This is a genomic window from Gemmatimonadota bacterium, assembly GCA_040388535.1.
In the GTDB taxonomy this organism is placed as follows: domain Bacteria; phylum Gemmatimonadota; class Gemmatimonadetes; order Gemmatimonadales; family GWC2-71-9; genus Palsa-1233.
Window position 1 is genome coordinate 458,485 of record JAZKBR010000002.1, and the last position, 24,161, is coordinate 482,645.

General features: G+C 62.6%; 14 protein-coding genes. 3 read left to right on the forward strand and 11 right to left on the reverse strand.

Going from position 1 to position 24,161, the window contains the following annotated elements; all coding sequences use genetic code 11:
- Positions 1-123: 123 nt before the first annotated feature.
- From V4558_05600 to V4558_05610, 3 genes are all read right to left on the reverse strand, one after another.
- Positions 124-2,313 (reverse strand): family 20 glycosylhydrolase, encoded by a 2,190-nt coding sequence (locus tag V4558_05600; protein MES2304958.1) that lies wholly within the window; start codon positions 2,311-2,313, stop codon positions 124-126.
- Positions 2,314-2,495: 182 nt separating this feature from the next.
- On the reverse strand, positions 2,496-5,678 hold the full coding sequence (locus tag V4558_05605) for a protein kinase (protein ID MES2304959.1): 3,183 nt from the start codon (positions 5,676-5,678) through the stop codon (positions 2,496-2,498).
- 227 nt (positions 5,679-5,905) lie between these two features.
- Positions 5,906-7,357, reverse strand: coding sequence for a M20/M25/M40 family metallo-hydrolase (locus V4558_05610; GenBank protein MES2304960.1), 1,452 nt, complete (start codon positions 7,355-7,357; stop codon positions 5,906-5,908).
- A gap of 358 nt (positions 7,358-7,715) precedes the next feature.
- On the opposite strand from V4558_05610, the gene V4558_05615 reads away from it, so the two are divergent.
- Positions 7,716-9,437 carry an OPT family oligopeptide transporter gene (locus V4558_05615; protein MES2304961.1) on the forward strand — a complete coding sequence of 574 codons (1,722 nt, stop codon included), beginning with the start codon at positions 7,716-7,718 and terminating at the stop codon, positions 9,435-9,437.
- A 161-nt stretch (positions 9,438-9,598) separates the two neighbouring features.
- Here V4558_05615 and V4558_05620 read toward each other — a convergent pair whose 3' ends face one another.
- Positions 9,599-10,639: a hypothetical protein gene (locus V4558_05620; GenBank protein MES2304962.1), complete on the reverse strand. Its 1,041-nt coding sequence runs from the start codon at positions 10,637-10,639 to the stop codon at positions 9,599-9,601.
- 505 nt (positions 10,640-11,144) lie between these two features.
- On the opposite strand from V4558_05620, the gene V4558_05625 reads away from it, so the two are divergent.
- Positions 11,145-11,426, forward strand: a complete 282-nt coding sequence (locus tag V4558_05625) for an XRE family transcriptional regulator (GenBank protein ID MES2304963.1) — start codon at positions 11,145-11,147, stop codon at positions 11,424-11,426.
- A gap of 128 nt (positions 11,427-11,554) precedes the next feature.
- Here the strand turns inward: V4558_05625 and V4558_05630 are convergent, their stop codons facing one another.
- On the reverse strand, positions 11,555-12,256 hold the full coding sequence (locus V4558_05630) for a hypothetical protein (GenBank protein MES2304964.1): 702 nt from the start codon (positions 12,254-12,256) through the stop codon (positions 11,555-11,557).
- A gap of 317 nt (positions 12,257-12,573) precedes the next feature.
- On the opposite strand from V4558_05630, the gene V4558_05635 reads away from it, so the two are divergent.
- The gene (locus tag V4558_05635) at positions 12,574-13,242 is read left to right on the forward strand and encodes a hypothetical protein (GenBank protein ID MES2304965.1); all 669 of its coding nucleotides are present in this window, start codon (positions 12,574-12,576) and stop codon (positions 13,240-13,242) included.
- A 16-nt stretch (positions 13,243-13,258) separates the two neighbouring features.
- On the opposite strand, the gene V4558_05640 is transcribed toward V4558_05635, so the two are convergent.
- From V4558_05640 to V4558_05665, 6 genes are all read right to left on the reverse strand, one after another.
- Complete coding sequence (locus tag V4558_05640) at positions 13,259-13,411, reverse strand: hypothetical protein (GenBank protein ID MES2304966.1); 153 nt, start codon at positions 13,409-13,411, stop codon at positions 13,259-13,261.
- A complete protein-coding gene (locus tag V4558_05645; protein ID MES2304967.1) occupies positions 13,398-13,919 on the reverse strand; it encodes a nucleotidyltransferase domain-containing protein in 522 nt (173 codons plus the stop codon). The genes V4558_05640 and V4558_05645 overlap by 14 nt, the downstream gene beginning before the upstream one ends.
- Before the next feature lie 434 nt (positions 13,920-14,353).
- Positions 14,354-14,767 carry a very short patch repair endonuclease gene (locus V4558_05650; protein ID MES2304968.1) on the reverse strand — a complete coding sequence of 138 codons (414 nt, stop codon included), beginning with the start codon at positions 14,765-14,767 and terminating at the stop codon, positions 14,354-14,356.
- Positions 14,767-19,998 (reverse strand): hypothetical protein, encoded by a 5,232-nt coding sequence (locus V4558_05655; protein ID MES2304969.1) that lies wholly within the window; start codon positions 19,996-19,998, stop codon positions 14,767-14,769. Before V4558_05655 ends, V4558_05650 begins: the two co-directional genes overlap by 1 nt.
- Positions 19,999-20,292: 294 nt before the next feature.
- On the reverse strand, positions 20,293-21,861 hold the full coding sequence (locus tag V4558_05660) for a hypothetical protein (GenBank protein MES2304970.1): 1,569 nt from the start codon (positions 21,859-21,861) through the stop codon (positions 20,293-20,295).
- Positions 21,858-24,155, reverse strand: a complete 2,298-nt coding sequence (locus tag V4558_05665) for a hypothetical protein (protein MES2304971.1) — start codon at positions 24,153-24,155, stop codon at positions 21,858-21,860. The genes V4558_05660 and V4558_05665 overlap by 4 nt, the downstream gene beginning before the upstream one ends.
- Positions 24,156-24,161 lie beyond the last annotated feature (6 nt).

A 24,161-nucleotide genomic window follows, 5' to 3' on the forward strand; every position in this document is an offset into this window, starting at 1 on the left:
TCAGGGCGACAGCGCTTGCGCTCAGGGTGACGACGCAAAACCGCCGCTCCAGGCGTGAACCCGAAGCGGCGGCGACGACCGTCTGTGGAGCCTCCCAAGGAGCAGACGGCGGTCGAGATAAAACTATCGGACGATTACCTCATCTGCAAAGACCCAGCTCATTTCTCCGGCGCCCGGGTGCCAGCTCGGCAGCGCACCGGCGTTCTTCGCGACCACCCTGATCCAGCGCGCCGCACTCTTCGGCGGCAGAGTAACCATCACCACTTTCGTCGATCGCCCTTCCGGTTTGGTCGGCACATTCACGCTCACGGTGCCGCCATCGCGCCAGGAATTTCCGTCATCCGAGAGTTGGACATTCACCGACGTCGGGTAGACGATCCAGCTCCGAACATCTTCTAGCAATGACAATGCCACCGTACGCAGCGGGGTGACTTTGCCGAGGTCGATCGTCGCGTCGAGATCCTTCCCCAGCCAGCCGTTCGACAGACCGTCGTGGAAGTCGACGCTGGTCGCGCCATCGGTGAGCGTGAAGGGGCCGGTCCCGGGATAGCGCACGTCTGCTGGGTTTGCGAGCGATACCGGCTTGTGCGCGGCGAGATGATTCGTGAGCGATACCACGCGCGCGTCGCGAATCCGGCTGGTGCCGCGCATCAGTTGCAGCGTCATTGTGCCGCTGTCGGTGAGTGAGAGCGCACCCTCCGAAACGTCACGGATGCGCCCCTTTCTGGTCGTGCGAATTGCCACGCCCGGAATACCGTTCGCCACGGTCGCGCGCAGAGCGTGCAGCGCGGAGTCGTAGCTCATCACGATGCTCGGCAGCGCCGCGTCGGATGGTCCGACGGCGATTCCCGCGGCGGCGAGGCGTGGCAATTCACGCGCGAGTCGGGGCGTAAATTCGGCCAGGTCGGTCGGTCCGCGCCACATCACCTCGGCGAATCCGCTGAGCCGCGGGAAGAGCATCAACTCGACATTGACGGGGGAGGTGACGTTCTCGGTCCAGAGCGGCGCCTCGCCGCCGAGGATGCGCGGGGAGTCGCCGGAGCCGGCGCGCGGATCGAATTTCAGGATCCGTTCGAGCGGAAGTTCCTCGGCCGAGCGATTGATGTAGACCCACTCACTCGGCGACGCGATCACGTCGGCGCCGGCCTTGAGTGCGACGGCAATCCGCTCGCTTCCCTGCCACGCCTGCACCACGGCCCCATCGGGCGCGCCGCCGTTAAGAATTTCATCCCAGCCGATCATCCGGCGGCCGTGATCCTTGAGCCAGCTGGCGATGCGCGCCGTGAACCAGCGCTGCAATCCTTCATTGTCACCAAGCTTTTCGCGGGCGATTACGCCCAAACAGGCGGTACACTCCTGCCAGCGCGTCTTGGGAACCTCATCGCCGCCGATATGGATGTATTTCGACGGGAAGAGCGCCAGCACCTCGGTGAGCACGCCCTCGAGGAATTTGAAGGTCGGTTCGGTCGGGCAGAGGACGTCGTCGAAGACGCCCCAGCCATTCGGCACCGGCAGCGCCTTTCCGGTGCACCCCAACGCCGGGTACGCCGCAATTGCGGCGCGGGCGTGGCCGGGCATCTCGATCTCGGGGACCACCGTGATTCCGCGCGATTCGGCGTAGGCGACGACCCGCCTCACGTCGGCCGCGGTGTAGAAGCCGCCCGACCGGGAGCCGTCGGCCTCGATGCGGAAGCCACCGACGGAGGTGAGCCGCGGGTACTTCGCGCTGGCGAGCCGCCAGCCTTGGTCGTCGGTGAGGTGCCAGTGGAAGACATTGAGCTTGTAGCGGGCGAAGATGTCGATCCAGCGAAGGATGTCGGCCACGGGAAAGAAATGGCGGCCGACGTCGAGCATCACGCCGCGCCAGGGATACCTCGGCTCGTCGCGGATCTCCATTGCTGGCACGCGCCCAGAATCGGCGTCGGCGATGAGCTGACGCAGCGTCTGCGCGCCCCATCTCAACCCCGAGATGCTTGGCGCCGAGATTACCGCGCCGCTGTCGGTGACCCTGAGGATATAGCTCTCGTCGCCCGGTGCCGCGCTGCCGATCTGGAGCGAGAGGCTCGGGATCCGATCGGTGTGCGCGACCGGGCGCGGCAAGATCTCCCGGAGCAGTGCTTCGGCCGGCTCGGCGCTCTTGTTGTTCCAGGAGATCCGAATGGTGTCGGGGAGCGTCCAGGCGCCAGCGGTGGTGACCGCGTGTGCGAGGGCGGGGAGTTGGGCGGGGAGGGGGGTGGCGAAGAGAAGAAAGGAGAGGGCCAGGAGAGGAAGCGCTCGCCGAGCGGTTCCGGTGGTGCCGCCCTTGGGCGGCACCGGTCTCAGGGCAGCCGGGTGTTTCGCGAATTGGGTCAAGCGGGTGGGCAGCGGAGTCTCCGTCGAGATCGATAGGCTGAGCGTTGTTCGTTGGGAAGACCGGTGCCGCGCGAGCGCGGCACCACCGGGGACCTTACTCGGCGGAAGGACCGGTGCCGCCCAAGGGCGGCACCACCGGGGGACTACTTCCCCTCGCGCCCACGCAACTCAGTCAGCCGCTGCCGCACCGTCGCCACCACCGGCTGCAGCTCGGCGTCGGCGTCCTTCCACTGATCGACGAAGGCGGCGTAGTGCTCGATCGCCTTGGCGCGCTCGTTCCGCGAGTCGTAGAGCTCGCCGAGCCGCTTCTCGATCACGGCGCGGGCGCGCCCCTCGACGGGGAGGCGACGGTCCTGCACCCGCGGCACCGCGAGATACTTCTCGAAGTAGATGCGCGCGGAGTCGGGCTGACCGGCCTTGTCGAAGGCGCGAGCGAGGTCGAAGTACGTGCAAGCATCGCACTCGACCGGCGACCCATCTTCCTGGACCTCGGCCTTGCGGAAAAACGCCACCGCTTCGGTGGCCTTCCCTTCCGCGAGCGCGATGTCGCCTTCGGTCTGATTCAGTGGCTGGATGGTATAGGCTGCATTGGCCTCACCAGGGTCCTCCGCCTTGAACCGTGCGACAAGGGACCGTGCCTTGGCCGACTCACCCGCGAGAGCATAGAGGTGTGCCAGGTACAGATACTGCCGCTGGGTGACGTCAGCCTGCGCCCACGCCTTGCTCGCCAGGATCGCGTCGAGCCGCTTCAGACCCTCCGCCGGCTTGCCGCGCATCTCGATGTCAAACTCGGCCTGCAAGAGCCCATAGATCGGTGCGGCCGAACCCCGGCTCACCGCCACCGCAATGCGTTGGGAGTCGACAGCGATCGCCTGCTTCAGCTTACCCGCCAACATCGAAAAATTGGCCATCGCGAAGCGGATACTGTTCTGGGCCGGCACCGACTTGAGCTTCATGAACTCCTGCATCACGACATCCACGGAGTCCTGACGGCCGCGACCTGCGGCGACCATGAACTTGTTTCGCAAGAACTGGGTGTTGGTGGCGGCCGACGGATCGGCCTTGAGCACCGAGTCGCGCACGTGGTCGGCTTCGTCAAATTTGCCTTGCTTGGCGAGATACTCGGGGACCCGCATCGCGGTGGCCACGGTCGGGTTGGCCACGGCCTGCCGCCTGGCGTAGACCAGGGCACTGTCGTATTGCCGCGATTGCCCGTAGCCAATCATCAGCTGGTTCAGCGCCGTGCTGTTCAGCGAGTCGATCTGGTACACCTTGCGGTACGCTTCGGCGGCCTTGTCGCGTCGCGACGCCTTGCTGTGATTCTCGTAGTAGAACGCCTGAATCAGGTACTTCTCGCGATCGGGGACCTTGTCGGCGTACTTCATCGCCATGTCGAGCGCGGAGTCCTGAGAAGAAATCGCGGCGCCAGCATTGAAGAGCGCCACGCCAAGTTTGCGCCAGGCGAGTGCGAAGGTGGAATCGAGCGCGACCGCTTCACGCAGCAGGGCCACGGCGCCGTCGGGGTCGCTGGTGTTGTCGTTGAGTCTCGCGCCCTCGGTGTACTTGCGCAGCGCCTCGAAGTTGGCTGTGGTGGCCTCTTCCATCGGCACTGCGCGCTGCACCTGCTTCAGCGACTCGCCGATCTTGCCGCGAAGCTTCTTGGCGAGACCATCGACCGCCGCAAGCAGATCCTTGTTGCCATCGGCAGTCGCCTGATATGACGCGAGCGACGCGCCCCCTTCTGCGCTCACCAGCTCGAGCGAGATGGCGTACCCCGAGCCTGCGCGCGCGAGCTTGCCGTTAAGGATCGCGCCGGCGCCGGCCCGCATCGCGACTTCCTTCGCCACGGCGGCATCGAGCGGCGTCGCAGGGTCGCGCTGCATCTGCGCCAGATAGCCCCCGACCGCGGCCTTGTCGAGCACGCGAATGGAGGTCGACTGGCTCACGCTGGTGCGTACGGCCTCACCGACGATCTGCGCGAGGGAAGAATCTTCCGGCGCAGAGCTGATGTCGGCGAGCACCACCGGTGCATCGGCCTTGAGTGAACCCGTCGCGAGAAGTGAACCGAATGGCCCGATGCCAAACGCGCGCATCGTCATGAACGCCGCGACCAGCACCACGAAGGCACCCATCGCGTAGACACCGCCGCGCGCCGTCTTCCGCCACGACATATGCGGATTCGCCTTGAGGGCGATCGTCGCCATCGTGCCGCTCATCACCTTCGGCACCATGGTGCCGCCGGGAGTGAGCGTCGGCGTCGCGGTCACGGCGTGGCGCGCGACGCGCTTCACGTAGGCGGTCGCGAGCAGCATCGGGAGGCCAAGGAGCATCACGCCGACGGCGCCGGGGAAGACCCAATCGGGGAGGCCGATGCCGACGACGGCCGCCTTCGCGAGGAGGGCGACGATCGCGGTCGCCACCACATAGAGGCCGAGCACCTTGGGGAACATCCCCGGCGCCGAGAGGGAGAGGGTCGGCGCCGAGGCAGTGCTCATCGAGTCGAGTGAGCGGAGAACCTCGTTGGCGTTCTGGGTCCGATCGGCAGGGTCCTTCTGCAGCAGCCGCATCACCAGCGCGTTGAGCCCGGCGGGTGAATCGCCGCGGAGCGAGCCAATGCTGACTGGCGTTTCGCTCAGGTGCGCGGCGAGCATCTTCGGCGGGGTGCGATCGGCAAAGGGTGACTTCCCCGCGAGGAGCTCGTAGGCCATGCAGCCAAGGGCATAGAGATCGACGCGGTGATCGATGTTCGGATCGCCGGCGATCTGCTCGGGGGCCATGTAGGCCGGGGTGCCAATGCTGGTGCCCACAGAGGTGAGCGTGCCGCCAACCTCGTTGCGCGAGGCGCTCAGTGCCTTGGCAATACCGAAGTCGGTGACGACCGCCGTGCCGCCCGAGAGCAGGACGTTGTCGGGCTTGATGTCGCGGTGGACAATCCCGCGGCCGTGGGCGTAGGCGAGCGCCTTCGCCACGTCGCGGAGAATAGCGAGCACGTCGGCGATCGGCAGTCCGGCGCCGCCGAGGCGGGTGCGGAGCGATTCGCCTTCGACGAACGGCATCGTGAAATACGGCAGGCCATCGACCTCACCGGCCGCGAGCACCGGGACGATGTTGGCCTGCTGGAGCGACGCGGCCAGCAGGATCTCGCGCTCGAAGCGGTCGGCGTTGAGGCCCTGGACAAGTTCGGGCGAGAGGACCTTGATGACGACCTTGCGGGAGAGGCGGACTTCTTCGGCGACGAAGACGCGCGACATGCCGCCGCCGCCGAGCTCGCGCTCGATCCGGAAGGCCGCTCCAAGGTGTTCTTGCAGCTGGGTCTTGGGATCCACGGGTGTCCTGGATCGGGAAGGTCGAGAGAGTGCGGAAAGTTACGAGGAGATGGGGATGGGGGAAGGGGGGATGGGGTGACGGGTGACGGGTGACGGGGAGCCGTCGCCCTGAGCGCAGCGAGGGGGCGGAGCATCGTTGTACGGGTAAGCTCCGCCCCCTCACTTCGTTCAGGGTGACAGCCCTTCACCGACGCTCCGCCCCCTCGCTGCGCTCAGGGTGACAAACCCTAACGGGGAATCTTCTCATTCCTGTTCGCCGCCTGCCACGCAAACCACGCCAGCATCGCGGCGTTCTGCTTCAGGTCGTCGATCTTGACGCGCTCGACGAAGTCCTGGTTGGTGTGGTGATCGCGGGTGTCGTAGTCGCGGTAGTCCTGGAGCGAGTTGAAGGCGGGAACGCCGAGGGCGGCGAAGGTGAGGTGATCGGTGTTGCCGATTTTGGCGATGACGTTGCGGCGGGCGCCGAGGTCTTTCAGCGGCTCGAGCCAGGCATCGAAGATCGACTTCGCTGCCGGCTTCTCCTCCATATACCAGCCGTAGATCGGGCCGGTGCCAGGATCGGAGTTGAGATAGAGGGTGAGCTTCTCGCGGGCGGTCGCGTTGGCGTCGCCGGCGTAGTGGGCGGCGGCGTAGGCGCGGGAGCCGAGGAGCCCTTCCTCTTCGCCGCCCCAGAGCGCCATCCGGATAGTGCGGCGCGGCTTGAGGCCGCTGGCCTTCAACACACGCATCGCTTCAATTAATGACGCAGCGGCATCGGCGTTGTCGGTCGCACCTGTGGCGGAGTGCCAGGAGTCGAGATGGGCGCCGAGCAGGACGACTTCATCCTTGAGATCGGTGCCGGGGATTTCGGCGATGACGTTGTAGCCGTTGGTGTCGGCGGTGAACGAGCGGGTATCGACGCGGACGCGAAGCTTCACCGGCGTGCCGCTCTTCGCGATGTTTACCAGGAGATTGTAGTGCTCGGCGAGCAGAATGATCGACGGCGCGGCATCGAGTGGCGTCGCGCGATTTCCGAGCACGAACGAGGTGCCGTGCTGCCCCTGTGTCGGGCGAAGCACCACGCCTGCGCCTAGATCACGGAGAATGCGATTCATCGCGCCGCCGGGCGCGGGGGTGCGAGCGTTGAAGAAGGCCGGCGCGCCGATGCGCACCGCCGAATCGGTGAGCGATGGTTCGGCGCGGTCGGCGGTGATGAACTGTGTCTGCGGTGCGGTCGCGAGGATGATGGCGCCACGCAGGGTGGTGCCTCGGGCACGAACCGCATTGGAGTCGGCGTCGTCGCCGAGGTAGATCGGGCTCCCAAGGAGCTCGCCCTTGGTGGAGGGGCTCCACGCCTCGGGGAAGCCGGTGAGCGGGAAGTACCAGGGCTCGGTCATCTCGAGGGTGAGTTTGTCCAGCGCCCAGCCGCGGCCGAAGGGCCAGCTCTCGAGGTGGACCGCGCTCAGCCCGTTCTTCTTGAGCTCCGCCGCGCTCCAGTCGGCGGCCTGCTTGTACGCCGGGCTGCCGGTGAGCCGAGGACCCACGACGTTGGCGATCTGGTTGAAGGTCTCGGCGACCTGCGAGCGGTTCAGCGCTTCGTCGCGGATCTTCGCGAGGGTGGCGCGGTCGAGCGGTTCTTGCGCGGCGAGGGGGGTCGCGAGGGCGAGGACGGAAGCCACGAGGAGAATCGTTCGGCGCATCGGAAGCCCGGGATGGCGTGGAGCACGTAGGTGCCGCGCTCGCGCGGCACCATCTTCGGAATGATTGAAGCTATGTCGATTGGCGGGATCGCGCCGCGCAAGCGCGGCACGCACATGCGTTGGCGTGGGGGTGAGATCGCGCCGCGCAAGCGCGGCACGCACATGCGTTGGCGTGGGGGCGGGATCGCGCCGCGCAGATCACGGCGACGACGGAAGTTACGTCGGTATGCGTCAGGGCGTAGGTGGGATCTGCGCCGCGCGAGGCGCGGCGCCAGCAACCCTCCTCCCTTCTCCCATCTCCTTTCTGGTCGTACACTCTTTCCCATCTTCGAACCTCGAGGTCCCCGTGGACGAGCCGATGCCGCAGAAACCGCCGGAGATCCGCGAACTGACCGTCCGTTCGGTCATTGTCGCGCTCGGCGTCGCCCTCCTGATCGGCATCTCGTATCCCTATGTGGTGCTGAAGTTCGGGTTCGGACCCAACATCTCGGTGGTCTCGGCGTTCTTCGGTTTCCTCGCGCTGGGGATCTTCTCGAAGAATTACAATCGCTGGGAAAACAACATCGTCCAGACGGCCGGGACGACCGCCGGACAGATCTCGTTCCTCTGCTGGCTCCTCGCCGCCTTCGATATGCTCGCGGCCGACAAGAGCAGCGGCTTCACGATCCACCTCACCATCCTGCAAACGTTTCTCTGGCTCTCGATCGCCGGCATTCTCGGCGTGCTGCTCGCCGTGCCGCTGCGGCGACATTTCATCGTCGACGAGAAGCTCGCCTATCCCGACGGCGTGGCCGCGGCCGAGACGCTCATACTGCTCGATTCGAAAGGGGACCAGGCGGGGAAGTCGGCGAAGGCGATGGTCGCCGCGATGGTGTCGAGTGGCGCACTGATGTTCGCGACGTCGCGCGCCTTCTTCAGCGATGTCTTCCGGCTCAACATCAATCAGTATTCGGCCGCCACCGGCGTCGGCTTCGGGATTTCGCTGCTGAGCATCGGCTCGGGAATGATCATCGGCCTCCGGATCACCTTCTCGATGCTCCTCGGCGCCATCGCGGCGTGGGTGGTCGCACCGGTAATGCTCGGCCAGGCGGGCGTCATTCCGCCCGATGCCACCAAGACGATGGTGCTGCTCTGGGTGATGTGGCCCGCGACCGGATTGATGGTCGCCGGCGGACTCACCGCGCTGGTGCTCAAGTGGCGCGTGCTGGTGCGGACCTTCACGTCGATGCGCAGTGATTCGGTCGATGCCGGCGACTTCCCGATGAAGTGGCTGATCAGCGGGTCGATTGCGGCGACGATCGCACTGGTGTTCGTGCAGAAGGTGTTCATCGGCACGCCGGTGTGGCAGTCGCTGGTGGCGATCGCGGTGTCGATTCCGCTGATGGTGGTCGCACTCCGCGTGCTCGGCGAGACGAACTGGGGGCCGATCTCGACGATGACCAACGTGATGCAGGCGATCTTCGGCGGGCTCGCCCCCGGTGACCTGCGCGCTGGCATGGTGTCGAGCGGGATCACGGCGTCGGTCGCGGCCGAATCCGAAGGACTGATGCAGGACTACAAGACCGGCTACATGATCGGCTCGACGCCGAAGTCGCTGACCTACATGCAGCTGATCGCGGTGCCGTTCGGGGCGATAGCACTCGCGGTGATCTATCCGCTGCTGCGCGATACCTACGGCATCGGCGAAGGGGGCCAGCTTTCGTCGCCGACGTCGGTGCGCTGGGTCGGCTTCGCGAAGATCCTGTCGCAGGGTTTCTCGAAGCTCCCTCCCGGCGCGATGACGGCGCTGCTCATCGGCGCCGTGCTCGGCGTGATCTTCACGGTGCTCGAGCAGAAGAAGGAGTGGCGCAACTTTGTGCCGTCGCCAACCGGACTCGGCATCGGGATGCTGGTCCCCGCGAATGCTGTCGCCACGATGTTCCTCGGCGCGCTCGGCGACTTCATCTGGCGCAAGCTCAAGCCGGCGTCGTCGCTCGCCTATTCGATTCCGGTCGCGTCGGGATTCATCGCCGGCGATGCGCTGGTCGCGGTGATTCTGCCGATCACGTATGTGCTGGGGATCTGGGGGCCGCCGGGTTGAGAGACTAGAGACTAGAGGCTAGAGACTAGAGGTTGTCATCCTGAGCGAAGCACTCCGAAGGAGTGCGCAGTCGAAGGAGCTGGTCTCAACGGTGAGAGGGTGCTCCCTCGCTACGCGACCTGCGGTCGCTCCGCTCAGGATGACAGCGCCCGAGGGGACAGTCATCTCACCGCCACAACGAGATCAATCCCCGCCCCCTTGCTCCCCGACGCGAGCCCCGCGAAGAAGACGCCGGTGGCGGCGGGGACGGTGCCGCCCAAGAAGCGCACGCGCACGGTGCGCGACATATCGCGCGCGTCGGGGGTGAGCCAGTAGTAGTCGGCCATTACGGCATCGACGAGCGAGGCGCCGAGGGGAGTGACAGCGGCCTGCATCCGCTCGAAGAGGGCGGTGAAGGCGGAGTCGGTTGCTTCGGAGGTTTCCTGCGATGCCAGGAAGATCACTTTCTGCGTGCCGACGAATGCGGCCTGCGAATAGTTCGTTGATGCGGTGATGCCGGCGCGATTGAAGTACTGCACCGGTTGCGCGGGTGTGTTCGCGAGTCGCGCCATCGCCTCACATTCGATGAGCGGCTTCGCATTCTGCGAAAACGAATAGACAAAGAGCGCTTCGGCCTTCGGGAAAGTTGCGGCGATTCCGGCGCGGGCCGAGTCGACCTGGCTTGGCGATTCGTAGAAGCAGGAGATGCGCAACACGTTGCTGTCGGGGATGGTCATCTCGCGGGTGACGCGAGCGAGGCCGGCGATGGTGCGTTCACCCGCGGGCGATGCGAGCCCGGCGATGAAGCCGAGGCCGTTGGGGTTGAGGGTGCGGCCGGTGGAGAGGGTGGCCTCGATGGCGACGTGTTGCGCGCTGTCGGGGAAGCCGGCGACGCCAACGAGGGAGATCACCGGCGGGAGCGCGTGGGCGTTACCAATGAACGCAGTGACCGCTTTGCGACTCGCGGCGAGATCCGCGGGTGCGGCGAAGACGCGGACCTTGATGAAGCGCGCGCCGCGGTGCTTGCTGGTGAGTTCCTGGATCGCGCTCTGGATCTGCTTGTCGAGCGAGCCGTGCGTCGGTGTGGCGACGTGGAATTCGAGGCGCGCGGTTTCGGCGGTGACGGCTTCGGGGTACGTGAGCGCTTTGATCGGCTGGCGGACTTGTGCTGCGGCGGGGGTCGCGAGCAGCAAGAAGATTCCAAGCGAGCGGGTGGGGCGCATTCGTTGCTCCTGCGTGCGGTGCGAGATGCGAGTCTGACGAATTTACGGGAGAGATGGTGTCAGGAGGAGGTTGTCACCCTGAGCGTAGCGAGGGGGCGGAGCATCACTGCAAGGGTGAGCTTCGCCCCCTCACTTCGTTCAGGGGGGTGACAGCCGCTCCGCTCGCTCAGACAGCCGGCTCTCCTCGAACGGCCCCCCGGTACCTCGCCCCGATCCTCTCGGTGCGAACGGTGAGCATCTCTGAGGTTGTCACCCTGAGCGTAGCGAGGCGACGGAGCATCGCCGCAAGGGTGAGCTTCGCCCCCTCACTTCGTTCAGGGTGACAACCGCCCCCTCGCTCCGTTCAGGGTGACAACTGCCCCCTCGCTCCGCTCAGGATGACAAGCAGCATTCCCTCGCTCGCCACGCGTTTTATTGCTCCCCTCTATGGCCAACCTGTACATCAAACTGCAGCCTTCCAGCAAAGGGGGCGACGGTGAATCGTTGGGCAGACCTGCGAGCAAAGATGTCCCCCGAAGCGCGGGCGCGAGTCGCCGCGCGGAGCCGCCAGCTGGATGCGGGAGTGACGCTTGGCGAGTTACGCGAGTTGCTCGAGCTCACACAATCGGCAATTGCCGACAGAACGGGAGCCACCTCATCGAGCATTTCGAAGCTTGAGAAGAGAACTGACACTCGCGTCGCTACGCTCCGACGCTACGTGGAGGCGCTCGGAGGTGAGCTGGAACTCGTGGCGCGATTTCCGGAGGGGAGTGTGGTGATCAGGCAGTTTGGGGGACACGTGGGGTAGGAATGGGTTGTCACCCTGAACGAAGTGAGGGGGCGGAGCATCGCTGCATTGGTGAACTTCGCCCCCTCACTTCGTTCAGGGTGACAGCGCTGGAGTGGTGCGCCGCGCAAGGCACGGCGCCAGCGCCCTCACGCCACCTTCTCATCCGCCCCCGGCGCCGGCGGGATGCTTCCGACGACGCCGTCTTCGATGTCGTGTTTGGTGAACGGTCCGAAGACATTGCGGGTCGCCTTCCACGCCGCGAGCAGGTCGGGGTCATCGCTGAAGCGGGCGGTGTTGAGACCATCGAGCACGCCAACGAGGCCAATGCACTGATCGGCGATGTGACCGAAGTCGGCGCGGGCGCCGATGTGATTGCGGCGTCCGGCGTCGAGGTCGAGCGACGCGGCGAGAAAGGCCGCGATGCTCTTGGTCAGGTCTTCGATGAAGGTGGTGCCGAGGCCGGCTTTCACGAGCAGGTCCTGCTGGTCGGTCGCCTGCTGGAGCAGGGTGCGGGCGATGCCGAGGAAGACGCGGTTGGGGCCGTTGTACTGGGGGCCGACGAACTTGCCGGCGAGGTCGGGGTTCTCCTTGGCGGCGAAGTCGGCGACGCGGACGAGGTGGCGGAGCCGTTCGCGGACATCCTGGCGCAGCTTCTTGCGGCGGGCGACGGCGGCGTGTTCGCCGACGGCGCCGCTGCGCTCCTGGGAGATGATGCTGTCGAACTTGGTCACCAGGGCCGCAAGCCGGGCGACGACGCCGGCGTGACTCTCGTCGGTGGCGGGATAGGCGCGTTCGAACGCGAGGGCCTTCCCTGCCATCGACATCTTCCTGCGGATGATCGCCTGCATACCGACCTCCATTGCTGTGGTCCCCTGCTGGGGCGAGAGCCACGTGCGATTTTTGTGAGGAAGAGTGTCGCGAACCGGTGCCCAAGCCGCCGGGCGACGGGGACCGAAGCGCTAGTGGCGTGCCAGCAGTGGACGATGGATGACAGATGGTAGATGACAGATGACAGATGGAGCTGAAAGCGGCGCGGGGAGTGGGTTTGCGGAGGTGGGCGGATTTCGGCGGCGAATTCATGCGCAAACTTCTGGCCATTCTGTGAGCGTCCAGATTTCTGGACAGTGTGACCAGGAGAAAGGTCAGTGCGGCCGAGTTGATGGAGGTGAACGCGGGCGAGATGGAGGTGGTGGGCGGCGAGATGGTCCTGTGCGGTGGCGAGATGGTGGTGGCGCCGCGCTTTCTCGAGGTGAACGCCGGCGAGATGGTGGTGGACGGTCGCGATCTCCTGCTGGCGCCGCGCGTGCGCGGCGCGGATGCTCGCTTGATGGAGGTGCCAACCGGCGAGATGCTCCCTGCGACCGCGAAGATGCTGTTGGCGCCCCGCTTCCTCGTCCCCGTTCCCCACTTATTGAAGGTGAACGCCCGCGAGATGGTGTTGAACGATCGCGATCTGCTGCCGTCAAACCGCTTTCTCCTCCCTCACGCCCACTTTCTGCTCCCTCACGACGACTTTCTGGACCCTCACGCCCGCGATATGGCGCTGAACATCGGCGAGATGGTCCCGCGTGTACTGGATCTGGACATAGAAATCGAATTGATGGTCGTGAATGGCGAGTTGGTGGGGTTCGGGGCGGCGGGGAGGGTGCTCGCGCCTGCGTTTGTCATCCTGAGCGAAGCAGCCCGAAGGGCTGCGCAGTCGAAGGAGCACCCTCGAACGGCCCCCCCGGCGCCAAGGCCTGATTCGAAAAGGCGAACGCCACCTCGGAGGAAATCCTCGTCAGCGGCGCTCGGGCCGACAGCTGAGCTGTCGGGGGGTGCCGAGAAGCTGTGAAAGTGTTGGGAGGCTGTCAAGTGATGGCGTCGGCCGCCGCTGATACATCTGCTCGGCCCACAGCCAGCGTCGCGAGGTCTTCCGCCGCTTTCAGGAAGGAGCGGGCCGTCGTGCGGTATTTCCCTGCGCTCGCTGGCGCGACCCGCTTGCTACGATCAGCGCGGGTCATCGAGCAGGCGGTCGAAATCCGACTCCGTGCCTGCGACCTGTCGTGCCGACCGAAGTGCCTCGATCAATGGGCTCGACGCCGCGGCGAGCCGCCTGAGTTGTGGCTGACTTATCACCACCGGTGACAGCACCCTCCCAAAACGGCGGTCGAACATCTTGCGCGACCGTTCGCTGAGCCTGGTCAGCATCGGATCGACCAGCGTTTCGGTGCCGACGACCACGGCAAGATCGACATCACTGTCCGGCTGATCGGTAGCCTGCGCCGTGCTCCCGAAGAGGCCAGCCCAGAGCGGTGGTGATTCGGCATCGACTTCCACCAGGTCCCGCAGAGTGTCAAAGAATTCATCGATGGTTGTCCGCTCACCCTTGAAGAGTTTGAACACCGCGTGCCGGGCGAGGGCGTTGTGCGGGTTGAGCTGATAGAGCGATTGGTTGCCAATGTCTCTCCGGCGGACCACGCCGACCGCTACCAGATCACGCAGCGCGAGGTCGATTGGACGCTTCGACATTCCGACGCGCCTCCCCGCCTCGCGGCCCGAGACAGGTTCGCGGGTGGAGGAGAAGAATCGGAGGAGGCGGACCTTGGCCTGAGAGCCGAGGCAGTCGTCGAGGGGAGAGGAGATGAGGGACATTTGGCCTCCGATTGATCGCAACGAACCCACGTGGGGCCTTAAAGCACCCGAATGGGTTAAAAAATGACCCACTCGAGATGGGACTGCAAGGCTCGGGAGCACGCGTAGAAATGGTCCCCCTAAAGTCCGCCCCAATTATTAGGGTACGAAATGCCCCGCCCCCGCTGCCGCTTCGAGTACCGCTACCGCGACGCCGGGAATTACCAGGGGCGGGGGTGGGTGGTGCTGTGGGGGGAGGCTAGCCATGAGAATGAGGCGCGGATTCGGGCGGTGTTGATCGAGGGGAGCTGGTTTGTGACGGAGGTTGCGGCCTAACTTCGCCCCAGAGCTCGGCGTAGCCTTGAAAGCGTCCCGGCATTTCCTAGTCGACATTCCCAGATCCGTAGGACCTTCCAGCCGCAAGCCCGAAGCTGGCGCGCGACACGGCGATCGCGTCGTCTGTTCCCTTCGACCTTTGCCTTCCAGAACTCCGGGTTATGTCGGGGCGCCTGATAGCAGTTCGGGCATCCGTGCCAGAAGCATCCATCAACAAAAACCGCGACCTTGGAACCCGGCCATGCGAAATCGGGCCTACCGGGCAGTGGGAGGTGGCGACGCCAGCCGGACATCCTGAACAACCGCAAAGCGGCGGCCAAACGAAGCTCGGTGCTCGCGTTCCCCTTGCCTCGGATCGAGGCCATGGTCCGAGCGCGGCCAGGGGTGACAGCAACCGGACCCGCGAGCATTAGCGGTTGAGCGCTTTGCGCCCGTCGGGCGTCGCCATAACTCGCTCATTCACTTCAGTCGCGAGCCCAACGCGAATCAGTCGCTTCACCGCCTCGTCCACCCGACTCGGGATTACACCGCTTACTTCCTGCAGTTCCGCCAGGAGGGCCCCCTTTTCCTCGCTCCCCATCCGCCGGAGAAGTAATAGCTGGCCATATCCTATGGTCTCGACGAACTTCGCTGGTCGCGTACCAGCGGTAACAATCGCGCAGAACTCCGAAAGCGCCGCAATCCGTTTCGAAAGTGCATCGGGCAACCCAGTCAATTGCCGAATAGCGGAGACCCGCGTAGCATCCGGTCCGTTGCCGTGGATGATTTTGGTTGCAAGGTTTGATTGGACCGTAGGTGGGAAGTCACCGGGATTTTGACTGGACAGTAGAACGCCAACCCCATACGCACGGCATTCACGTGTGAATGCCTCGAGGTCAGGTGAGTCGAGCACCCAGTGTGCCTCGTCAATTACGATCAACTCCCTAAGCGTCGTAGCGTGTTCTTGCGCGTTTAGGTAACGATGGGCAGAGTAGATCAGCAGGTGCGCAAGGGTCTCCTTGACCCGCTGGGATTGAATCTGACTCAGGTCAAGGACCAACTTTCTCGAAAGCAGTGAACCGAAAGGCACATCCCGAAATCTATTGCGGAAAATCCCGAGGTCGAACAGTGGTGTCAGCCGGGTGAAGGCCTTCGGGTCGGCCGCCTCGAGTTCGCGCGCGATGTCGTTGAAATCCGGCCACTCGACAAGTTCCGCAACACTTGGTCTGGTGGATGGATTTACTCCTCGTTCTAGGTATGCTTTCCTCATTGCCGTTCGTAACGCGTTACCCGCCTGCTGCTCGCCGAGACCGTACGCTCGTTGCAGGGCAGCCTGTACTCCCGAGATATGTTGTGGTAAATCGAAGTAAGACTCCCCGGTCCCAGGGTGCGTCGAGGCAGCGGGAATCATCGGGTTGAATGGGAGCCCATCGTGAGCAATCCATTGCGGTTCGAGGCTCGCCTGCCGTAGGAACTCCTGGTCACTCGCAAAGTCATTCTTGAAATCGAGAAAGAGCAGTGGAAGATTTCGTTCTGCCAACTGCACCGCAATCGACTTGATCAGCTGTGTCTTACCCTTACCAGACGATCCAGTAACCATCAGGTTGTAATTCTCTACCCCCTGTCCAATATCTTCGGTGTCGAAAGCCACAATCTCGTGATCCTCGGTGATCCCGAGTGACGCGCGGGACCCAGCGCGGGGAAGCGCAAACACCACAGCGTCCAGTACAGGGCTAGCTTGGATTTCACCTGCTCCGGTGATCGGCGCCGGGTCGAGTGCCACCGGGACATGAGTGGAACTTGGATCCGTACCCACGCCTGGGGCAGCAGAGACGTTAGCCGCAGCTGACGAGGCCACTAGCGCCTCGCAGAACCTTGGGATCCCAACAATGGCTTCAGAGAACGCACCGTCATTCAACATGCGGGGGAAGTGAGAGGGGCCCAGCTTCACCCACCAGGCATCGCACCCGTTTACCAACTGAATGGCCTGGGGACGGCAATCCGTGCGACCCTCTTCAGTTGATACAAGCAGCGCCTTGGTCCTCGCCTGCCGCACCTGATACTCACCACGAAGAATGGCGCCAAGAATCTCTCTCTGAACCAGCGGCGGGATTTGTCCAAGGCGAAGACCATGCTCAACGAGCTTGGCGATGACCCATCTATGCGCCGAACTACTCGCACCTCGCCTAGCGAGCATTTCGACGCGATCTACCGTGACCTGAGCCTGTCCGGCAAAAGCAGTCGCCTCCGCGAGCGAAATCTCTCGGTTCCTGTACTTACTTTCGATGCCGGTGAAGCGAAGACTCAAGGGTCCCGTCTCCGACCCAGCAAGTTGGATATGAATCGCCAACAAATCGCAGAATCGTCGGTCCGTGGCCTCGCCGCGGTCGTCTCTCGGTTGGACTCCGTCCTTCCCTAGCACGTCAGTGAAAGAGTCTACAGGAAGGACAATCACAGTGGACTGATCATCACAATTGCCGCGCAGGCTTTCAACCACTCGTGCAGCCCCGATCAACCCGATCACACCCAGTGCACTTGTGCGGCTTCGGTATGTCTCGTTTCCCACGCCAATCCCGATGCTGACCAATACTCGCATCGCGTCTTCAGCGGCCGCCGACGTAGGTAGAAACGACCCCTGGATGAGGTCAGTGAAACCACGCGGTAAAGCCGAGATGATATAGAATGACTCAAATCCACCGGTAGGTGAGATTCGATAGTCCCAGAGGAATCTCTCTTTCCCTGGATTGGCTAGTGAGGCACGGCTCCATTTCAACAGCACCGCCGGATCGGCGTGCCCGCCGGGAATGACAACCCAACGAGCATGATCGGTTCCATCAACAGGCAACCGCCACTTAGTGGACCTTAGTGCACCTCCCGCTTCTTGCGCGCCGACAAGGGCAGCCAGAAACGCCCCAGATGCTCCGGTTGCTTCGGGGTCCAACGAGCTTGTTTCATCGGACGCCGAGCTAGGTACTGTATGCAGTCCTGCGGCCACTTCGCGCGATGGGATCATCAGAATGCATGAATCTCCGCGCCCCCTCGCGACTGTTAGCCGAGCGCTCACATCGGCTATCGGCTCAAAGTCTGGGTGTGCCTTTGAACCCGCCAGCACGAGATCGACACGGGATTCCATGTCACTCACCCCGGAATAAATACAAATAGGAGGTTCAGTCCAGCTCGGACTGTTGTCCTCGCTCGGCACCACTCCAGGGATGTGCAAGTGAATACCACCAGGTAACGATTGAGCCCTACTGGTGGAATTGCCATCGGAATCGAAGAGGAACGGACGCACCAAGTCCATTACTCGCTCCTCATCGTAGGACCCATCAACCCTAGCAACGATGGCGCGCCGTGACGGAAACGCCCGCATGTAGAGTTCGAGGTACTTCGCGATGTCGACACCGGCCGGCTCCGGAGCCAGGCTCGCCTCGACCCCAAATGCGTTCATGATCAAGTGTTGAGCCTGATCGAGCGACTCACCTTTTGATTCCGCAACAGCATACCAGCCCGCATCCTCCGTAGGCCCGGAGTAGAACGGAACGGGAAGGGTATCCGGCCCGAGGCCAGGCATCCAGCGAAAGGACGTTACCCTGGCAAAGACTTCGACCAACAATCTGACGTCGGGATCTGGACCTGCTTCTGCGATGAGTTGCAGAATGTTCGCTTGCGTGAAATACCGGCTGGCTACGACAAGCGGGTGCCATGGTCCGAGCAGAGCACAGCGGGGCCCGGACCCGACATGCACGACGCAATCGAGGTTCGCGAACAGGAATTGATGGGAATAGCTCCGGCTCTGCGCGGCCCCACGAAGACTATGGAGTATTCGCCTGTACGATTCTAGATAACCTTCCAGCGCGGCTTCGACCGCCGCCCGCGAGGATGGATCAGGATGAAAGAGCGGGAGGGACGCATACAAGGCTCGTCCGGCAGACGTACTGCTACTGAACTGAGTCTGAATTATTCCCATGAAGGTCGCACGGGCTGTAGCATAATCAACTAGGAGTGCCCGATCTTCCAGGGACTGGGGTTCCTCGATCCTGAGAGCTGCCGGCAGGGACGCGAGTGTAGTGTCATTGAGATACCGTATCACACCATGCACGTGGACGTGCGACGAGGCGTAGCTGACTGAATTGAAGTTGATCAGGACCGGCAAAACGGATTCTTCCGAAACACCATGCTCGAACACCGAAGCCAACTCAATCAAGAATTGGTAGGCTTGCGAGCGCGGCGTTCCTATGAACGCGTCGCTGGATCGCTTGTTCGTGAAGACCTCATGGGCTTCTGAAACGCGCTGACGGCTGCCATGCCGAAGAGCGTGCAGTAGGGCGTCGTGTACTGTGGCAGGACCTCGTCGCCTGTCACCGCCCACTAGTAGGCCGGCAAAGGGCTCCCCATCAATACTTACCGAAAGCACGCTTCCATTGCCAGCGATCGAAAACCCCTTAGCACCGAGCGAAAGCATTGGAAACCGATCAGTGACCATTGCTAGCTCCGACGACGTTCCATCGAACTCGGCGTGCGTCAGCACTTGTTCCCTGAAGGGAGGGAAGTGAAGCGTCGTGCCATGGTCCGCAGGAATCGACCCAAGCTCCCCAACCTCAGGCAACAACTGAAGGAGTTCGACCTTGTCGGAGCCCCCAGCTACCGTTCTCTCCGAAATGACGAGTGGCGTCGTCGTACACGAAATGAGGAATAGGGTCATTTCGGACCGAAATCGCCCACTTGAGGAACTCACGTCGACCCTTACGACTTGCTTCAGTTTTGCCTTTAGGCCAGCCAAGTCGAGCTGCATTTCGAATGCGTCTTGGGGTACCGTCGTCTCGGCTCTTCCCAGAGTACGTCGCCCCACTGACGCGACGACTTCATATCGCCCGACTGGCCCGGTTAGCCTGATCTTGAGTGTGGGATTCTGTACTTCTGTGCAAGCCATGCTTTTTCCAGTAAGGCTGATGAAGCAGGCACCCGACTCGCAGCCATGCCAACTTATCGACGCCTCGAGCTCCTCCGAGCCGATAGTCGCTTCATCAAGGAATAGCCGTCTAAGCACTGCAAGCGAGAGCAAGCCCCAGTCGTCTATTGACCAGTCCTCAGAAGCTTGGAGTCCCTGAGTCAGGGCGAGTACGCCCGCTGGCTGCATGGCCAGCGCGCCAAGGCGATCCAAAAAGCGGGAGATGGTTTCCTGAAGTAGATCGACATCGAGCTCTAGTTCTGCAGCAACGGTGCGCGCGCGCTCTGACACAATTCCACGGATGTTGGGTTCACGAAGCCGTGTAAGAAGTGTCTTGCCCACGACCTGACGGCACGCTTGAATGTGGTCCCGAATCCCATCCGGCGTTGTTGACGCACTGTCTCTCGGGATTCCGATCGCGTAGCACAGATATTCGATCCGGGCAATGTCCGAAATATCAGGTGGACAGGCCTTCGAGAGGAGCTTGTCGAAGAGAAACGCTGCCCTCCCTTCTTGCCAGGGCTCCAAGTCGTGAACCACCGCCTGAATCACATCGATACAGAGTCGTTCCCAGACAGGGTTGGTGAACCCCCAGGCCGCGACACACGAGGGGAGAACGGCTTGGTCAAAATCAAAAACGGACTGGCCGCCCGGAGCCCAGGGCCATTCGTTGGCAAAGGCAACCGACCTGATCGCGCCGCCCGTTCCGGACATGCTGTCCTGAAGGTGGGAGAGCGTCCCAGGCATCAAGACCAAAAGGAAGCTTCCCTCGCGAACTGTTGTCAGCGACTCAGGAAGGAGCCGTTGATCGGTCTCACTCGGACCCTCAGTCGAGCCCGGCAGAAGAACCCGGTATGAGGGGAGTCGTAACGACCTCAACATGGCATGGAGCTCGACGGCCACCCTTTCAGTCGGGCAGGGGATGACAATCCGAAACTCTCGCATCCCATTCTCAGCCATTGAAGCGGCAACCCCAGCCATCGCCTTTACGAGCGGATTGACTGACATCTAGTTGCCTCCCCCGACACTCGAGGTATACTCGACGGACACCATCACTGCCGAGCCCGCGTCCGGGGCCCCTCGCAAAAGACCGAGCTGCTCAAGTCGTTTTATCAAGTCAGTCCGAGCACCGCCTGCTCGCGCAAAGTCGATGCCGTATTCCCCGAAGTGCCGCTCGATTCGGGAGAGGGGGACCACCCTGGCTACCCTGCCATCTTGGTCTACGGCTGCCAGATGGGCGAAGAGCGATAGCAGCCTGCTCGATGGGAAGACGCGGTAGAGCCGCTGTACCGTCGGAGCACGGTGAAGTAGGAAACCATTGTCCGTGCTATCGGCCCTATCGTCAGTCAGGACTCGCAAGAACTCGTCTAAATTGTTTCCTGTCGTCCCCTGCGCGAGCGGGTCACGCCAGGCCTTCGCACCTTCGGAGGCTCGCTGCACCCCTCGGAGAAGTTCCTCCCCCTGCTCTCCGGGAAACGCCTCCTGTAACGCTCGGGAGAGTTCGGTAACAGGTAGAAGTCCGCTTCCGGCGAAAGTGGACAAGATCCGCCCTTCAAGCACCTGCGCCACTGAGCCGTTCGCCGCGCCCGCATGCAATAGCGCATTCAGCTCGACTCGTGCGGCCATAAACTCCGCCACGCGCGTTGGAATCGGATTACACAATGTTTCGGTCGGGTCGAGTAGTCCGATGTTGCGCGAGCCAATTCGAGCGGAGAAACCTTCCGGGTCCGGAAGTGGTCCACCGCAAAGCCCTTCTCGAAGCGCATCGCGAACAATCGCTGTCATTCGCATCTGTGCAAGAAGCCACATGCCTGCCGAAACACAGAGAAACGCCTTGAGGACCTGGATCCATTCGAGCCGTGGGATCTTCGGCTCAAGGCGACAGATGGCTCTCCAATCATTGGCTATGTGTATTGCCAAGCCGTCTGGCGACGATCCGTTCAGCCCAGACGGAATTGCGAACTTTGATCTCTGAAAACGTTCGGCAAGCCAGGACGTCGCTTGTTCTGTCCCGAACATTTCTGGAGGTAATTCGGCAGCGTTTGCAGCAATATGCAGCAAATCGCGAGGCTCGAGCGCCCCACCATCCAGTGCCACTACTGTCTGGTTCGCTAGCTCATTCGCTTCTCGCTGTCGATCACTCGGCGACAATGAGCTCGCCAATGCCCCATCCAGCAACAGCTGCCTCAGCGCGACATCTGACTGTTTTCGAAACCACCCGTGCGCAGCCAACCGGGGAAATGCCGGAGCGTAATAATGATTGGTTTGGTTGGATTTGGTTGCACTCGCCCTCCGCTTAGTGCGACCCCGTAAGGAGTAGAGAACAGCTCGCGCCTCGTTGCCTATCAGAAGGGTGTCCGGGTCGAGATTTCGTTGTTTGGTGTCGACGGGAGTACCCGTATGTCGATTCGCCCCGAAGAAGACCTCGCGGAAGAGCTCTAGCACCAATTCCTCTGGAGCGTTCCGCAATCCTGTTGTCGGAACGGCAAAGAAACTCTCCTTATAAGCTGCGTGCGGTTCGACTTCGTTCCTTGTGACCGTGAATGGTATGGCCTCGAACACGGCGCTGTCGATCATATGACGTCCCCATCGAGCACCACTTTATCGCTTCCATAGCGAGTCAACGTCCATGCACTGTTGGACGGACGCTGAATCACTAGCGAGACTCGCGGTGGCCGCTGCTCAACACTCCTGGAGTAACCGCCCTGCGATGCGGCTCTCTGCAAGGCAAGCCTGCCCGCCTCCGCGATCTGCTGCGGCATCGTCCAGAGCATCAATCCAGTCTTCCTCCGATATTGGAGCCAACAGAAAGACTCCGTGCTCACCGTAAGCGGCGCGGAACCACCAAACACCACATGCAACCTGGGAAGCCCTGCCTCATTGTCGTCGCGAATCTCCGGTGCGAGCCGACTATTCGCCCAGTCACCTCCAAGTTCCGCGGCGAGGGTGAGTCGAATCCCTTTCGCGCCTTCCTGAAGAATTGCTTGTAGCTCCATGGCCAGACTGTCCCGTTCCGCGTCTGACAACGGTTCACCAAGACCCACGGCATGACGAAAGTCACCAAGTTCCGCCGAGAACCAGTGACGTCCGAGCGCGAATGCGCCGTATCGAATCGAAAACGCCGAGCGCCACCTGTGAACTAGCGTCGACATTGCCAAATCTGCGCGCTGCGCAGCCAGGTACTGCTCAATCTTCTCCCATGCGGCCAGAAGCCTGCGTTCCAAATCTCCAACCAACGCTGGTGCCCAGCTTGGGTCGTCCAGACCGGCGAAGATTACTTCCCAACCATCAAGGTCATTGTGAATCGGCCCCTTGAACGGGTCGAGTCGTCGCAGCCACCCGTTAGGCCCAATTAGGCGTGGAACACCGACATCTACCGACGGCATCAGGTTGGACTGAGGAAGTCGAGCACTCGCGCCAGCAAGAGTCAGCAGCGCGCCAAGTCTGTCAATGTCAGAGGCCGTTGCCTCGGAGGAAGCAATACCCAGCGGTTCAACCGCGGCGAACAGCATCATCGGTAGCCGGCGGGACGCGAGTGAGAAGATTTCGTCTCGTGCGTTCCGCTCATGGACCCACTCGCAAGGCCCGCTCGTGCCGTAGTCGAGCGGAACTCCAGCGAGTATCACTGAAAGCAGCGCCTGAGCCTCCCTGAACACCACTGGCTGCATGCTTAGAAGCTCGGCGTCCCCGACCAGCGTTAGGAACCGATCCATCCCAGCCGTTGTGGAAAGCAGTTCGCGGTTGCCGAAGAATGGGCAAACCCTTGCAGACGGACAGGTGCTACACACAGACCAGTTGTCGGGTGAGGTAGCTGCGTTGGTTAAACTACGGAATTCCCTGTCCGATGAACGGATTAGGGAATGGGAATCGAGGGCATCCCAAGATAGGAGTACAGAGCGCTCGAGCAGCAGGACATCTCTTGGATCGCCCGAGTTTCGAGCTGCCGCTAGATCGACGAGCATCGACTTAAGCGTGCCTTCAAGAGCATGGTTTCCCGCCTGCTCGAGAATGCCGCGGTTCACGCACACCCACACCGAGGCCCCTGCTTGTCGCGCCGATTCCAAGACCTGTGCAAAATCCTTCGCCGGGTCTGGCATGGCCGAATACGGGTCCGAGACTACAGACGCGTCCTGCACGATGTACAGGCTCGGAATTTCGGAGTCCGGCGGAATGAGCCGGATCGAGACCGGAAGGTTTCTTGGCGCAGCTTCAAGAATCGGGTGATCGAACTCGTCCAACGCTCTCCACTTCCGCTGCACCAATTCACGGACGAGGCGGCCAGTCGCGGCGGATTTCCCATTCCCTGGTGACCCGACAAAGAAATGCCAGGCTGGCACAGACGGATCGGCCGCCAAGTGACTCAGCATTCGATCGACCGATCGGTAGGTAACGGTCTCGGAAATTTCCAGAACTGGCAGTTCGCTCCACGACGACGGGGCACTTATTGCGCCGGTACCGTCTTGTTGCAAAGTGAGGAGCCTTTCGAGAAATGGGTTGACGACGACACCGGTGGTTCCCGAAACCCCCTGCGCGCTATGCAAGATGTTGTGTAGCGGTGTGCCAATTTCATCTGCCGTCGCCATGAGCGATTGATCGCTAGCATTGACCACAACGAGATCGCCCCGGACTACCAAGACCGAGAGTACGTTGCCGGCCTTAGCATAGTTGGGGAGTGACTTGAACCAGATTCTCGGATCGCCGTCCCCGCTGTTCGGTCGGTATAATGTCGCAACCGTTCGCGAAAGCTCTGCTGACCCAACGAACCAGGCGGTAGTTGTGATTTTCGAATCTGGCCCTTTCCCTTGACGTCCGTAGTCGTGGACAGCCTGATCCGAGAGGAACTCTCGCAAAGAATGCGGAGCATCGAGCACAGACTT

Bases quoted from the DNA above. Each gene is read 5' to 3' on its own strand.
- V4558_05650 (MES2304968.1), bottom strand. From the start codon at position 14,767: ATGCTCGCGGGTCCGGTTGCTGTCACCCCTGGCCGCGCTCGGACCATG.
- V4558_05630 (MES2304964.1), bottom strand. From the start codon at position 12,256: ATGCAGGCGATCATCCGCAGGAAGATGTCGATGGCAGGGAAGGCCCTC.
- V4558_05625 (MES2304963.1), top strand. From the start codon at position 11,145: ATGTCCCCCGAAGCGCGGGCGCGAGTCGCCGCGCGGAGCCGCCAGCTG.
- V4558_05640 (MES2304966.1), bottom strand. From the start codon at position 13,411: ATGACCCGCGCTGATCGTAGCAAGCGGGTCGCGCCAGCGAGCGCAGGG.
- V4558_05660 (MES2304970.1), bottom strand. From the start codon at position 21,861: ATGATCGACAGCGCCGTGTTCGAGGCCATACCATTCACGGTCACAAGG.
- V4558_05655 (MES2304969.1), bottom strand. From the start codon at position 19,998: ATGTCCGGAACGGGCGGCGCGATCAGGTCGGTTGCCTTTGCCAACGAA.
- V4558_05620 (MES2304962.1), bottom strand. From the start codon at position 10,639: ATGCGCCCCACCCGCTCGCTTGGAATCTTCTTGCTGCTCGCGACCCCC.
- V4558_05610 (MES2304960.1), bottom strand. From the start codon at position 7,357: ATGCGCCGAACGATTCTCCTCGTGGCTTCCGTCCTCGCCCTCGCGACC.
- V4558_05615 (MES2304961.1), top strand. From the start codon at position 7,716: ATGCCGCAGAAACCGCCGGAGATCCGCGAACTGACCGTCCGTTCGGTC.
- V4558_05645 (MES2304967.1), bottom strand. From the start codon at position 13,919: ATGTCGAAGCGTCCAATCGACCTCGCGCTGCGTGATCTGGTAGCGGTC.